Consider the following 15010-nt stretch of genomic DNA (forward strand, 5'->3'; position numbering starts at 1 on the left):
AATGAAAAGATTTTATTGCTTCTTTGGAATGTTTATATTCGGATTTTACTTTTCCCAAACAAAAGTAAATAAAAGAAAAGATGTAGAGATTTTCTTAATGGATTCAGCTGTATCGATGGAAAGGTATCTTGATGCAAATAAAGCATACAAATACAAAATTGTAAATCATACAGATAATAATTATATTATAGATCCGCAGGGTTTTCGGGGTAAAACTTATGTATATGAATGTAATGAATTATACAGTCGTCCAGAAAAGATGATTCCTAAAGGTTATTATTCGAGAGATTTAGAAGATTGTAAAGAAGATCTTTTACTATTAAAAAAGAAGGAGTCGTTAATAGTAGAAATGACTATTTTAAATATTGATTTTTTTTATCAGATCAAACCTAACAAAAGTTACTATTTAGATATTGAGTCTAAGCATAATGAGTATACTGCTACATTATTAGGTTGTACGGATTATATTAAAAATTTAAAAAAACAAGGTTATAAAGTTTTTGAGGATCAAATAAAAGTAAAAATACCATTAATTCCATAGTAACTATAGCTATTATATTACTTAAAATTCCTGGGACTTATTAATAATAAAGTAGAACGATAATTGAAGAATATTATAATTGAGATAAGGCATATTGTCAAATATTTTGGTTAAGTATGATAGATTTAAAACATCTTTTAAAATATTACAAATTTTTTACTAATAATTTTAAATAATATGAAAATCAATATATTTAGCATTTTGTTTATTATTTTAATATCTTGTTCATGTCATTCACAAAACAAAATAGATAAAAATAAAATAGAAATAGTATTTCCAGAATCAGTGGATATGAATATGGTAAGAGCTGGGCAAGAAGCAGTAATAATTAATAAGTCAGATCACACCTATATTATTGATCCCTATTCTTTTACTGTAAATGTAAAAGTAATTGAAAATAACAATGAAATACAACCTTATCGGCAAAAATTATATGGTTCCTACTTAAGAGATGTTGATGATTGTAAAGAACAAATATTAATAATAAAACCTAAAGGAAAAATTATAGTTAAAGTATTTTTCTTCCCTCTTAATCATTATAATTTTTCTGCAGATAAAAAGTATGTATTAAAATCTATGGTTTCATTTAACAGAAATTCATTAATTGGCTGTACAGAATATATTGACCAATTAGTAAGGAAAGGATATAAAATTCCTGATATACAGTTGAATATTACCTCTAAATTAATTTTAGATAACTAATTGGAATAGAAAAATAAAGCCGTAATGTTTAAATATTATGGCTTTTTAAAAAATCAAATCTAAATAATTTTTATACTTCAGTTTCGATTAGATAAAACGTTTAAAACTCTTAGATTTTGCCAGACAAAATTTAATAAAACAGCTTATAAGAAGATTATTCCAGTTTTTCAACGTTCAATGAAATAATTATCTTATGAAGAATTATATATAAGATTTACTCAAGAAGATTTAGAAACATTTATGAATTATATGCTTCTTCAAAGTCAGGAATGAGTGCTTGTTATTTTGAAAATAATGTAATTGTAAATAAATCAATACTCATTCAATTCAAAGAAGGATAATTTCAATGAAATAGAATGCAGTAATAATGGTAATTTTATTTTTACTAAAATTGCAAATAAGATTGAAAGTTATACTAGTTCTTCTGACAACTATAAAACGAATTTTTACTGGGAATTTTATAAAAAATAAAAATCATGATAAAACTTAGATGGAAAGATTACACAGTATTAAAGTTGAGTTTCTGCTATTACCCATTATTAGCTTCTTTTTAGGGTGTAAAAACCCAGAACATAGCAGTATAAATAGACAGCAATCAAATAAACCTGTTGAACAAAAATTCATTCCAAAGTATGGAAAATTATACTTTGATTATGATGCGATAGATCATTATCATATCAATATGGAGGAAAATTCAATCATGGCTTTAGATACTATTCTGAATCGCTCAAAAAAAGGATCAGTTAAAACTTGACATACTTATTAACAAAACTCCCAAAGATATAAATGATACGGAATTTATAAAAAGTCTGGATAAGCTTGGTTTCAAAAAATCAGTAATAAAAGCTCAAAACTTTAAAAAAATCAATGAGATATTTATTGAGAAAACCGTAAGTGAGATTCTTGAATATGCCTGCGTTCATGTATATCGGGATATTTTAGTTTTTAAAAAGGGAGAGAAAATTATTGGGATGGCAAAAATATGCTTTGATTGTCATCAAAAGCATATCGTCGGAACCAATGCTAATACAGAAAATTTTGGACAAGACGGTGACTATCCAAAACTCCTTCAAATTCTTAATACCAATTAGTTTAATAGAAAAGCCGTAATATTGAAACATTACGGCTTTTAAAAATCAAATCTAAATAAAACTACAAATTCGGATTATTTTCCACCTCCTTCTGCGGAATACTAAACAGATAATACTTGCTGTTTGGTGCAAAAGCAGTCTGGTCCGGGAAGTTAAAGACAGAATGTCCTCTTCCATTCACTGTTTTTATCGTTCCGTCCGGAGTGGTAACCTGTACTTTTATAGGCTGGCCGCTGGCATCCACATAAGGTTTTCTTACTACTGTGCCTTGCGTTCTGATAATATCTGAAAGAGAGAATCCTTCCCCGAACAGTTCTTTTCTTCTTTCAATCAGGATTTCTTTTACCACCTCATCCTGAGCAAGAGATCCAGTGTAAGGATTGGCATTTCTTGCCGTTTTCAACTGGTTTAAAGCTGTCACAGCATTGGTAATATTTCCGTTTCTTGCTTCAGCTTCGGCCTCGATCAGGTACATCTCTGCGGCTCTCATCAATACGATATCTGCAATGAGACCGGCTTTAAATTTAAATTTAGAATACCTCAACAGACCTTCCCTGCCTGGAAGACCATCCCACTGAAACAGCTGGGATCTGATATCATTGGCATCAAATAAATTTTTGAAAAACGGATCTGCCATAAAACTGTAGTAATAACTTCCCGAAGAAGATACATCCAGATAGTGGAAAGCATAGCTTGCCCCCGACTGTTCCTGAGTTTGCCCATGCCCCCAGATCCATTCGCCATTGCTGATGTCATTGAAACCTTCCTTATATTTTTCAGCCGTCATGAGCGGATAACCTGTTCTGGCAATCTTTGCAGCCGCAACCGCTTTACTCCACTCTCCGGTATTCAGGTAGGTTCTCGCCAAAAGTCCGTTTACCACAGCTTTGTCGATCTTATCTTTATTATTTCTGGTATAATTAGTCAACAGATTATCTGCTTCCGTAAGGTCGCTTTTAATCAAAGTATATATTTCCTCCAGACTAGCCCTCTTCTTCGGAACTGAACCGATTGTTGAAGGCTCTGTGTAGATAGGTGCTGTAAGGGCTGTTTTGTCTTTTAAATAACTGAACTGGTAAAAGCTGGCCAGATTCAGATAACAGAAAGCCCGCAAAGCTTTAGCCTGCCCTTTCACTTGGTTCTTTTTCTCCTGGCTTCCCTCTGTTTGGTCAATACGGGTGATCACATTATTCATATTATTTATGGTTGAATATAATGTCGACCATATAAACTGCGGTCTTGAAGCTGTACTATTGATCATTTCCGTAAAAGCATAAGCAGACGGAAACCCGTATTTATTGGTCAGAACCGCCACATCGCTTCCCATGGCATCACTTGTCCTCAAGACTGTTGAGTAACCGATATTGGCATAAGTCGGACCGTCATCATTAAGTTTTGCCCAGGCACCATTGATCACCGTTTCTGCGCTTTCGGCCGTTTTGAAAACCTCTGCACCGTTAGCCTGATCTGTAGGAGCCGTTTCCAGTTCGTTTTCACAACTTGTCAGTGACCATGCTGTGATCAGGGCAAAAGATATGTATTTTAATTGTTTCATTGTTTCAATTTTAAATAGGTTAAAGAGTTGCCTGAAGACCGAAAGTTATCGTTCTCATGGCAGGATATCTGTAATAGGTGGTTCCATCCAGTGCCTGTTCCGGATCCATTCCTTTATGCTTGTAGAAAGTCAGAAGATTTTCTGCCTGAACATAAATTCTGAATTTTTTTAATCCTAACTTTTCAAAATAATCAGAAGGAAGTGCATAACCAAGACTCACATTTTTAAGTCTGGCATAGGTTCCGGAATATAAGAATCTTGAAGAAGTGGAAGTCCAGTTATTCGTTGTTGTACTTAATGCAGGAACATTGGTATTGGGGTTTTCCGGAGTCCATCTGTTCAGCATTTCTGCACTCCATGCACGTCCCCCGGCGCTTCCGTTAGACATTAATGATGTATAATCCGTATCAAGGATCTTCCCTCCAATGCTGAATGTCAACAATCCTGAAAGATCAAAATTTTTATAAGCAACGCTTGTCGTAACCCCTCCCGTTACTTTAGGCAGTGCAGATCCCTGTACTGTTTTGGTAGCTTTTGCATATTCTGAAGTCGTTCCATCCACTGTATTTCCATTCGCATCCTGGTAGATATATCTCCACAAAGGCTTTCCATTGGAAGGATCAACGCCCATCCACTCAGGAATAAAGAAATCATAGATTGAACCGCCTACTTCAAGGCGCTTGGTTCCCGTTATTACAGATCCTTTAGGAAGCTTTGTAATCTTATTGCTCAAAGTACTCAGGTTCACATCCACATTCCACTGGAAATTATCATTCTTAATGGGGGTTGTGAACAATGAGAATTCAAAACCTGTATTCTGTATCGTCCCAACATTAAACGGAAAATCACTGATTCCCAGAGATGGGGCAACCGGCATATTAAACAAAAGATCCTGGCTCTTACGTTTAAAATATTCTATATTCCCTTTCACCCTGTTATTAAGAACGGCAAATTCAAGACCTATGTTTAAATTAAGATTGGTTTCCCATTTTACATCATTGGTCTGTACTTTTTCAAGAACAGTTCCGGGCTCACCAAGATTATTATAAAATTTATACAATTCCTGATACGCATAATAAAGTGAAGATCCATTAGGCCTCCTTAATTTATCATTTCCCTGCCCACCATAACTTGCACGTAATGTCAATTGGTTGAAGACATTCAGATTCTTGATAAAATTTTCATTTGAAACTTTCCATGAAGCTCCTACTGACCAGAATTTTCCCCATCGGTTATCAGCAAAGAACCTTGAAGAGCCGTCTGCCCTTCCGGATACTGATAAAAAGTAGGTATTATTAAAATCATATTCCGCTCTACCTAAGAAACTCAACAACGAAAATTTGTCACTGTTTCCGCTGAAGCTTCCCAATAAAGCAGCTGCATCAGGCTCGTAATAGTAAGGAAGAGAAAACTGGCTTCTGGAACCGGATATTGTCTGATAATCATACTTATAAAATTCCTGTCCTCCTAAAACATTCAGGTGATGTTTCCCGAATTTTTTATCAAAAGTCAGAATATTGCTGGTTGTATAGGAAAGTGTCCTGTTGTTTGATCTTGTTACAGAACCATTCGTCTCACTTCCCTGTCCAATCAATGGATTCGAATAGTAATGTCCATTATAATTCACTAGATCAACTGAAAAACTAGTTTTAAACTTCAGTTCCGGAAGGAAAGTAAAATCTAAAAATCCTTTTCCCGAAAAATTGTCTTCTTTATTTTCATTTTTATCTAAAGGAAGCGTTGCCGCTGCATTTTGATACTGTAATGCGCTTGTAGGCCTGTATTTCCCGAAATCATAAATTCTATTTCCTCCCGCATCCAGCACATAGCTTCCATCTGCATTTCTTTCATAATACGGATAGAAAGACGGAATAACCCTTGCTGCATTGATGATATTGTCGGTTCTCGAATCTGAAGACGGCGGCGCATTCTGGATACTGTTGGTATAACTTAAATTGACACCTGCATTCAGCCATTTTTTAACTTCGGAATTGATCTTCAATCTGGTTGCAAATTTCTGAAAACCAGACTCTATCGCAATTCCTTTATCATCAAGATACCCTAATGAAAAGAAATAATTGCTTTTTTCGCTGCCTCCACTGATATCAAAATCAACCTGACTTCTGGAGGCTGTCCTTTGAAGAATATCCCGCCAATCATCATTCCATAAAGCTTTTGCTCCCGGAAGAAGTTTTCCGTCCGTTCCCACAGGATTTGGAAATCCGGTTCCGTAAGGATTGATTCCCAAAGCAGTTGTCAGGTTATCACTCGCCATCTGCGCTGCCTGCTGCGAAGTGATCTGTCCGGATTTGTACCCGTTTCTCAACGCTTCCCAATAGAGCTGGAAATATTCATCTGTACTTACCTGTTTATAATCTTTTACGGCTCTGCTGGAAAATCCCTGACTGATGTTAAAATTTACTCTCGATTCTCCCTTTTTACCGGATTTTGTTGTGATGATAATGATCCCGTTAGCTCCTCTTGAACCGTATAGCGAACTGGCTGTAGCATCTTTCAGAACACTGATGGATTCTATATCATTCGGGCTGATGGAGTTGATATTTCCGTCAAAAGGAATCCCGTCTACCACATAAAGAGGATCACTGGAGGCACTGATAGAACCTACTCCCCTTATCCTTACAGAGGCCGTTGAGCCCGGCTGCCCGGAAGCACTTATCGCCTGAACACCAGGAACCTGACCTTCCAGTGCTTTTGTAATATTGGTAACGGGTCTGTTATTAATCTTATCGCTGGAGATGGTGGCTACTGAACCGGTATAACTTGTCCTTTTTGCCTTACCATAAGCAATTACTACCACTTCATCAATTTCCTTTTCGCTGATTGTATCTTTTCTCGGTTTTGCTTCCTGTGCATGGACACTGATAATTCCTAAGAAAAATACGGCAACCGGAGGAATCCAAATTTTAGAGTTAATTAAATTTTTACTAATCATAATCAATTTTATTTATCACATATTAAAAATTTACCCTTTGCAGAAAATACAGCAAAGGGCATCGTTCAATACGATTAACCAAATGCTTATTTTTCCTTTAAAGGCTGAATGTAACACCTTGCACACAGGCAGGTTGTTAAGATCTCACAGGGTCAGTTCCCTCCATCTTTCTTTATAAGCCGATCGAAATATGTCTGCAAATCTAAAAACAATTAGTCTACAAAACAAGTAGACTTTAAATTTTATTATGAAATATTTTCAAAAATTAACTTAAAAACTTAATCAATGCTCGCTATAGCAAATAGTTACAGAATTACGAAATAGCCAAACATGATAAATATCATTATAGATAATGTAATTTGCTAAAACTGAAAAAAAAGGTTCGAAAATAGAACTAAACTATTTAAATTTATAGAATGAAAGTTTTAATTGTAAATGGCCCCAATCTGAATCTTTTGGGCACAAGAGAACCTGAGATCTACGGAAGCATATCCATGGAGGAGTATTTGGAAAAATTAAAAACTGAATTCTCATCTCATGAATTAAGCTATTATCAGTCGAATATCGAAGGAGAAATCATCAACAGGCTGCAGGAGGATAATTTTGACGCTCTTGTGATCAATCCCGGAGCTTATACGCATTATTCGTACGCGATTGCGGACTGTCTAAAGAATATCAGAAAACCGAAAATAGAGGTCCATATCAGTAATATTTACAAAAGAGAGGAATTCCGTCAGAAGTCTGTAACAGCAGCCAATGCAGATGCAGTATTATCAGGCTTTGGAATGGATGGGTACAGATTGGCTATTTTAAGCCTGAAACGATAAACTAAATACTTTTAATGCTTAAAGAATGCTTCGACTCCACTCAGCATGACATACCAATACTAAATGTTTCGTTTTATAACATATTGGCAATGTATCGTTATCAGAGAAACATTTGAAATATATAATAAAAAGCCTCATCGATGATGAGGCTTTTTGTTGTATTAGGTTGTCTGCTGCTGAAGCTGAGGCCCTGAAGAAACTAGCTTCTTCCCTTCTTCAGTATCACAGTACTGCTCAAAGTTTTTAATATATCTTGCAGCAAGGTCCCTTGCTTTTTCCTCCCATTCTGAAGCATCGTTATATGTATTTCTAGGATCTAAAATGCCTTCAGAAACATTTGGCAAAGCAGTAGGGATTTCTAAGTTCATAATTGGAACTCTGGTTTTAGGAGCATTTTCGATAGATCCATCGATGATTGCATCAATAATAGCTCTTGTATCTTTCAAAGAAATTCTCTTTCCGGTTCCGTTCCATCCGGTATTTACTAAATAAGCTTTCGCTCCATGCTCTTTCATTTTACCAATCAATGTTTTAGAATACATTGTCGGGTGAAGGGTAAGGAACGCCTCTCCAAATGCAGGAGAGAAAGATGGTTCCGGTTCAGTGATTCCTCTTTCTGTACCAGCTAATTTAGACGTATATCCACAAAGGAAGTGATATTGCGCCTGGTTTTCATCCAAGATGGAAACAGGAGGCAGTACCCCGAATGCATCAGCAGAAAGGTAAACAATCTTCTTAGCATGTCCTGCTTTGGAAGGAAGTACAATCTTGTTGATATGGTAAATCGGGTAAGATACTCTTGTATTTTCAGTGATAGATCCGTCTTTATAATCAGCAATTCCATTGTTTACGACTACATTTTCAAGAAGCGCATCTCTTTTGATCGCTCTGAAAATATCCGGCTCTTTTTCTTCTGAAAGATCAATAACTTTAGCATAACATCCTCCTTCATAGTTGAATACACCATTGTTATCCCAACCGTGCTCATCGTCACCAATCAGGAATCTCTTAGGATCTGCAGATAAAGTTGTTTTTCCGGTTCCGGAAAGACCGAAGAAAAGAGCTACATCACCGTCTTCGCCTACGTTGGCAGAACAGTGCATAGAAGCCATTCCTTTCAGTGGAAGGTAATAGTTCATCATAGCAAACATCCCTTTTTTCATTTCACCTCCGTACCAAGTACCTCCAATGATCTGTAGTTTTTCAGTAAGATTGAACATAATGAAGTTCTCAGAATTCAATCCCTGCGCTTCCCAGTTCGGATTGGTTGTTTTAGAACCATTAATTACTGTGAAATCAGGCTCTCCAAAGTTTTCAAGCTCATAGTGAGACGGACGGATAAACATATTAGTAACGAAATGCGCCTGCCACGCTACTTCTACAATAAACCTTACTTTTAATCTGGTATCTGTATTGGTACCACAAAAAGCATCAACAACATAGATTTTTTTAGCTTCAGAAAGCTGGTTCAGCACTAATCCTTTACAAGAATCAAAATTTTCCGCTGTAGTAGGAAGGTTTACTTTCCCATCCCAGAAAATTGTGTCTCTCGTAACATCATCCTGAACTATATATCTGTCTTTAGGTGAACGACCTGTGAAAATTCCGGTTTTTACTGATACTGCACCAGATTCCGTAAGCTCAGCTTTCTCAAAGCCTTGATTTTCAGGAGCTATTTCAGCCTGATATAACTCTTCGTAAGACGGGTTATAGACGACTTCATAATTTCCTTTAATCCCTAATTTTTCTAAATCCTGGATGATTTTAGCGTGTTTCATTTTACTTATATTTTCTATTTCTTTATTGGGCTCAACAAAATTAATATTAATTATTTGTTAAAGGTGGTTTAAATATAATGATATAAGTCAGAATGACAAATAAAAAAAAAGGATTGTAAATTGCTGATTATAAATTAATTATATCAGACCATTCAAAAACGGTATTGAAACCTTTTCCCCAAAAATAGTCCTTATAGCCGGGAAATTTAACACTCATCACAAAATCGCCACCCCAGGCTCCCAAACTTTTGACAAAAACGGGACCGTCTGAGAAAAACTTCTCTTTAACTGTGGGTATTTCAAGGAATTTTGATATTTTTTGCTCATGAATCACCATCAGTTTAGAAAAATTTTCCAATTCTCTACATAACAAAACTTTTTTTGTGATATCCGAAAATTCATCAACAAGGATTTGAGACTTTGGCTTTGACTTGTAAAAACTGATTCCTTCCCGGCTGTCCTGTTTCTGATTTAAATGAATAAAAATCAGCTCGTTTTTAAATGGTGGGTTAAAGTCTGCTTTTTCATAACTGATTTGGGGTTTGCTTCGGAAAAGGACAGCAGATTTCTCTTTTGCAACCGCAATATCATAGCCGCTTCCGCCCAGACTCATACTGTTGAGATGGAAAGGATCAATAGCCGCCCATTCTGCAAGGTTGGTCATTAAAGTAGAGCTGCTTCCCAGTCCATAATCTGCAGGAAACTGAAGGTTGGTCTTCAGATGATAAGTAAAATTGCTCTTGAATTTGAGTTTAGAAAGATGCTGAACATTTTTTAAGGTTTTCAGAATAAATTCAGCGCTTGAGGGAATATTGGTTTCGAGGATCTGCCAATTCTTATAATCAATGATAGCCTTCAACCATAATTTGTTCTGATGATGGGCTTCCCAAAAGATCAGGGATCTTTCATCTTCTTTTTCATCAAAAAAAAACTCTTGTCCAAGCTTAGTAGGTACTGCCAGGACAAGAGCTCCGTCTATTGCGAAATATTCAGAAGTAAGCATAAGCTTTCCCGGTGAAAATATTTCGCTCATATTTTTTTAATTAGATTGCAGAGGCAATATCTACAGAAGCATCAATTTTCTTGATCAATCCCTGAAGAGTTTTACCAGGGCCAACCTCCACAAAATTAGAGGCCCCGTCTTTGATCATATTCTGAACAGACTGTGTCCATTTTACAGGACCTGTAAGCTGAGCGATCAGGTTTTGTTTGATCTCCTCAGGATTAGTCACTGCTGTAGTTGTGATATTCTGGTATACCGGAATAGTTGCTTTTCTGAATTTTGTTTTTTCAATCGCTGCTGCCAGTCTTTCCTGTGCCGGCTGCATCAATGGAGAGTGGAATGCTCCGTTTACAGGAAGCAACAATGCTCTTTTCGCTCCTGCTTCTTTAAGTTTTGCACAAGCTTCTTCTACCGCAGGCGTTTCTCCTGAAATTACTAATTGGCCGGGACAGTTGTAATTGGCAGGCACTACAATACCGCTGATCTGTGCACAGATCTCTTCAACTTTAGCGTCTTCAAGACCTAAAATTGCAGCCATAGAACTCGGATTGGCATCACAGGCTTCCTGCATTGCTTTTGCTCTTTCGAATACCAGTTTCAAACCGTCATCAAAGGATAAAACTCCGTTGGCTACTAAAGCTGAAAATTCTCCTAAAGAATGTCCTGCAACCATTTCGGCTCCAAGACCGTTCACTGCTTTTAAAGCAGCTACTGAATGTATAAAGATTGAGGGCTGGGTAACCTCTGTTTTCTTAAGATCTTCATCCGTACCGTTGAACATCAAGGTAAGAATATCGAAACCTAAAATTTCATTGGCAGATTCCATTAAGTCCTTAATGTCTTTTCTAGAATCGTACAATTCTTTTCCCATTCCTACGAACTGAGAACCCTGCCCAGGAAATACAAGTGCTTTCATGTATTGAATTAAATATTATGCAAATATAAAGATAATGTTAAAAAAATCCTTTTAAAAAGGCATAAATCGGTTAAGGAACTAATCTTATCACACGGTATCCGGTATTTACGTAAGCTCCGTTTGCTTTAGATTTTACAAATTCAAACTTGGTAGCAAGCTGGGTCTGAACTTTATTCATCTGTTTAAAGATCTCTCCTTTTTTATTTTCTCTGGTCAACATGTCATTCACGACATCGAAACCTACGATTGCATATTTCGGAGGTGTTTTGCAGTACTTGCTTTTATAAGCAGCTAAGATTTCTTTCTCAAAGCTACCATCTGTATTGATCTTTCTGTCCATCAAATACACAAGGCTTGCCTGGCTCAGGTCATCCACTTTTTTCTCGAAAACCGGAGAATAGTACATACTGAATGCTTTTACTCCCTGTACTTCTTTAGAAAGTGCAATTGTTTTATTGGCAAAAGCTTCTCCGATAGCATCATTATCACTGGCAAGAATTGCAATAACCGGAGCGGATTGTCCTGTCATCATATTCTGATCCAACTGAATTTCTGAAGGAGAGTTCACTAGAATGATATTTGGATTTTTAACTGCTTTTTCAAGACCTCCTTTGATGTAGTTTGCAATTTCTTTTTTGCTGTCTGCCACTACATATATTTTCTGATCCGAATACACGGCTTTTACTTCTTCAACGATTTTATCTGCATAAGTCTGGTCATTGGTTTCAACGATGATCAGATTATTGTAATTGTATAGTTCAGGAGAGTTCGCAAAAGGTGCTACGATCGGTATTTTTTGATTTTTGGTAAAATCCAGGACATCAATCACATTGGATTTAAAGAATGGACCGATGATCAGGTCTGTATTATCAGGATTGATCTGGGTCATTGAGTTTTTAAATGAGGCTTCATTTCCTGAATCCACAATTTTGACATCAAGCTTCTGCCCGCCTCTTGCATTTCTTTCAATAGCCAATTTAGCCCCGGTAAGGAAGTCCAGCGCCATTGATCTGTACTGGGTTTCGTTGGTACTGTATCCGAAAGGAAGCATTAAAACAACGCTCAAGGCATCCCCGCTTTTCTTCACATACGCCGGATCCTGTTTTTTGATCTTTAAGACCATTCCTGCCTTCAGCCCTTTGGAAAGATCAGGATTCAGAGCGATCAGTTCATCGATTGAAACTCCGAATTTATTAACGATAGAGAACACAGTGTCTCCCTGCTGAACGGTATAGGTAACGTAATCATCAGCCACAGTAGTTACAGTTCCTGTTGCAGATTTTTCGCTTCCTGAATCTATTTTTGTTTTCGGATTTACGGGTTCGGAAACCACAGCTGAATCCGTATTTGTTCTTTTTATTCTGATGGTTTCACCCGGCTTAAGACCTTTCTCTTCCAATCCTGGATTTAAAGTAAAAAGTTCCTGCTGGCTGATTCCAAACTGTTTTGTAATTCTGTAATAATTATCTTTTGACTGGATCACATACTCTTTTCCTTCTACAGATGTGGGTGCCTCTGTATGAGTTTCCGCAGCTTTAGTAATTACAGCCGCTGAAACTGCCTGCTGTTCTCCGCCATATTTTTTTATGCTTTCGAGAGGCAAGGTGATCTCATCCCCTATTTTCATATGGGTATCCAGTTCCGGGTTCAGTTTTCTCAAATCTGTTTCGGAAATGCGATACTGTTTTGTAATTCCGTAAATGGTCTGTTTAGGCTGAAGAATAATTTTTCCAACCTGAGGATTTGAATGACTTGGTTTTGCTTTTTCTACGACTGCAGGTTTGGAAACGGGAGCAGTGTGCTTTTCAGCTTTCACTGTAACTACATCTCCTATGGCCAGCTTACCGTCTTTGAATTTTGGGTTCAGCTTTAGCAGTTCATCTACAGTAATCCCGTATTTTTTTGCAATATTATAAGGATTGTCTCCTTTTACAACGGTGTGAGAGTTCTGGGCAGATACCCCCAAAACCATACATAAACTGGACAAAATAAAAAACCTCTTTATCATACTCGATAATTATAATTTACAAAAATACTTCTTTAAAATTAAATGGCAACAATTATTAATTTGGATTCTTGAACCTCCATTTCTTCCCAACAATTTTCAAGCCATGAATAGCCATAATCTGAAAAGAATACGCTAAAGTTATAGACTCTTTCCTGCCATGTTTTTGAAGGATGAACATCTAAAAACAGGTTTTCCAGTCTATTGAGCAGCTCGCCCTGTTTTATTTTTTCTGCATGCAGAAGGCGCTTTTTCATTCTTTTAAATGATTTCAGCTGTCTTACTTCTTCTGCTTTGACCATATTCCCGAAAGAGCGTTCCGTAGTTTCTGCTATTGTTTTAAGTTCGGAAAAGCTTTTTTCGAAAAGTAGTTCTTTTTCTTCCAATATTGATAATACATTGCTGTCTTTTAGAATTTTCTGATTGGTAATAGCCGTAAAGTTTCCAAAGAAATCTTCGATATTAAGATTCAGCTTTTCAATTTTCCCAACTGTTTTCTCTTTAATGAAAAGCATGGAATTCCTTGGAATTAGAACAGGAAAAGGAATATTGACTGCTGCAAAATAGTCTTTGAGTTCCAGCCAGTACATAATCTCAGCATTTCCTCCAATGTATGCCAAATTAGGAAGCACTTTTTCCTGATAAACAGGACGCATTAAAGCATTCGGGCTAAACTTTTCGGGATGGCTTTCCAGCTCCTGAAGTATTTCTTCCTTTGAGAATCTTTTATCAGTGTCTACTACAATAAATTTTTCACCGTCAAAATCGATTCTGTCTCTGGTATCAGAAAGATAAAAAAGATTGATATCACGAGGATTGACCTGGACTTTTCCATATTTCTCCGTTAAAAAATCTACTTTTTCCTTTGAGTTTTTCTGCAAGCTGAAATTCAGCAGTTCATCTTTGAAAATATCTTTGATCTGGTTTTTGAGTTCTCTGGAATCACCATCTATAATGAGTAATCCAAATTCAGAAAAAAGCCTGTTTACCAATATTTTAATTGCATCTGTGAATGTATTCCCAGGCTTATAGGATTCTTTCAACATCAAAATCAGCTCTGTTCCGAATACGGAGTCTTTAAATTCTTTTTCAAATTCAGAAATAAAGAATGTATCACTTACTGTTATTCTGCCTACCGGTCCGCCAAACTTCTCGTTGATTTCGTAATAATTATGTTCTGTTTTGAAATGGTTGATCTCTGCAAAATCATGATCTTCCGAGGCCATCCAGTATACGGGTACAAAATTAAAATCAGGAAAATTCTCCTTCAGATAGACACAGGTCTTAATGGTCTGTAAAATTTTATAGACAAAGAAAACAGGTCCGGAAAACAGGTTTAGCTGATGTCCGGTAGTTATTGTAAAGGTATTTGACTGCGTCAGGTTTTCCAGATTCTCTTTCTGTTTTGAGGAAAGTATAAGACCCGAAAATTGTTTTTCCAGTACATCAGATAAGATCTGCCTCTGATCCTGTGTAAAGGAATTCTGTTTAAGATGAAGCTGATCTTTAAAGTGATTTAAAGAAAAAGTGTTTTTTTCAAAGCCCTCAATTTTGTGATTCAGAAAATCTTTTACCAGTTGAGGAATGCTTTCTATATCGTTAAATGATATTTTATCTATTGTTTTCAACTTTGTTTGGC

Annotated in this window: 11 protein-coding genes and 1 riboswitch; of the genes, 4 read left to right on the forward strand and 7 right to left on the reverse strand. The window is 36.3% G+C overall.

Features of this window, described 5'->3' with window-relative positions; translation table 11 throughout:
* Position 1: 1 nt before the first annotated feature.
* The 3 genes from DRF60_RS00195 to DRF60_RS00205 all read left to right on the forward strand — a co-directional run bounded on the left by DRF60_RS00195 (position 2) and on the right by DRF60_RS00205 (position 1997).
* Positions 2-541: a hypothetical protein gene (locus DRF60_RS00195; protein WP_116010119.1), complete on the forward strand. Its 540-nt coding sequence runs from the start codon at positions 2-4 to the stop codon at positions 539-541.
* A gap of 177 nt (positions 542-718) precedes the next feature.
* Entirely contained in the window at positions 719-1243 is a 525-nt protein-coding gene (locus DRF60_RS00200; RefSeq protein WP_116010120.1) for a hypothetical protein, read from the forward strand.
* Between the two features lie 490 nt (positions 1244-1733).
* Complete coding sequence (locus tag DRF60_RS00205) at positions 1734-1997, forward strand: hypothetical protein (RefSeq protein ID WP_116010121.1); 264 nt, start codon at positions 1734-1736, stop codon at positions 1995-1997.
* A gap of 398 nt (positions 1998-2395) precedes the next feature.
* Here DRF60_RS00205 and DRF60_RS00210 read toward each other — a convergent pair whose 3' ends face one another.
* On the reverse strand, positions 2396-3889 hold the full coding sequence (locus DRF60_RS00210) for a RagB/SusD family nutrient uptake outer membrane protein (protein ID WP_116010122.1): 1494 nt from the start codon (positions 3887-3889) through the stop codon (positions 2396-2398).
* Between the two features lie 19 nt (positions 3890-3908).
* Positions 3909-6842 (reverse strand): SusC/RagA family TonB-linked outer membrane protein, encoded by a 2934-nt coding sequence (locus tag DRF60_RS00215; protein WP_116010123.1) that lies wholly within the window; start codon positions 6840-6842, stop codon positions 3909-3911.
* Positions 6843-6925: 83 nt separating this feature from the next.
* Positions 6926-7023: riboswitch (SAM riboswitch) on the reverse strand.
* 235 nt (positions 7024-7258) lie between these two features.
* Between DRF60_RS00215 and aroQ the strand changes: the two genes are divergently transcribed.
* A complete protein-coding gene (gene aroQ, locus DRF60_RS00220; RefSeq protein WP_116010124.1) occupies positions 7259-7669 on the forward strand; it encodes a type II 3-dehydroquinate dehydratase in 411 nt (136 codons plus the stop codon).
* Between the two features lie 161 nt (positions 7670-7830).
* Here aroQ and pckA read toward each other — a convergent pair whose 3' ends face one another.
* From pckA to bshC, 5 genes are all read right to left on the reverse strand, one after another.
* The gene (pckA, locus tag DRF60_RS00225) at positions 7831-9447 is read right to left on the reverse strand and encodes a phosphoenolpyruvate carboxykinase (ATP) (protein WP_116010125.1); all 1617 of its coding nucleotides are present in this window, start codon (positions 9445-9447) and stop codon (positions 7831-7833) included.
* Positions 9448-9574: 127 nt separating this feature from the next.
* A complete protein-coding gene (locus DRF60_RS00230) occupies positions 9575-10480 on the reverse strand; it encodes a GYDIA family GHMP kinase (protein ID WP_116010126.1) in 906 nt (301 codons plus the stop codon).
* 10 nt (positions 10481-10490) lie between these two features.
* Positions 10491-11366 (reverse strand): ACP S-malonyltransferase, encoded by an 876-nt coding sequence (gene fabD, locus DRF60_RS00235; RefSeq protein WP_116010127.1) that lies wholly within the window; start codon positions 11364-11366, stop codon positions 10491-10493.
* Positions 11367-11436: 70 nt separating this feature from the next.
* Positions 11437-13374, reverse strand: coding sequence for a LysM peptidoglycan-binding domain-containing protein (locus DRF60_RS00240; protein ID WP_116010128.1), 1938 nt, complete (start codon positions 13372-13374; stop codon positions 11437-11439).
* Positions 13375-13412: 38 nt separating this feature from the next.
* Complete coding sequence (bshC, locus tag DRF60_RS00245) at positions 13413-14999, reverse strand: bacillithiol biosynthesis cysteine-adding enzyme BshC (RefSeq protein ID WP_116010129.1); 1587 nt, start codon at positions 14997-14999, stop codon at positions 13413-13415.
* Positions 15000-15010 lie beyond the last annotated feature (11 nt).

Source organism: Chryseobacterium elymi (assembly GCF_003385495.1).
In the GTDB taxonomy this organism is placed as follows: Bacteria; Bacteroidota; Bacteroidia; order Flavobacteriales; family Weeksellaceae; genus Chryseobacterium; species Chryseobacterium elymi.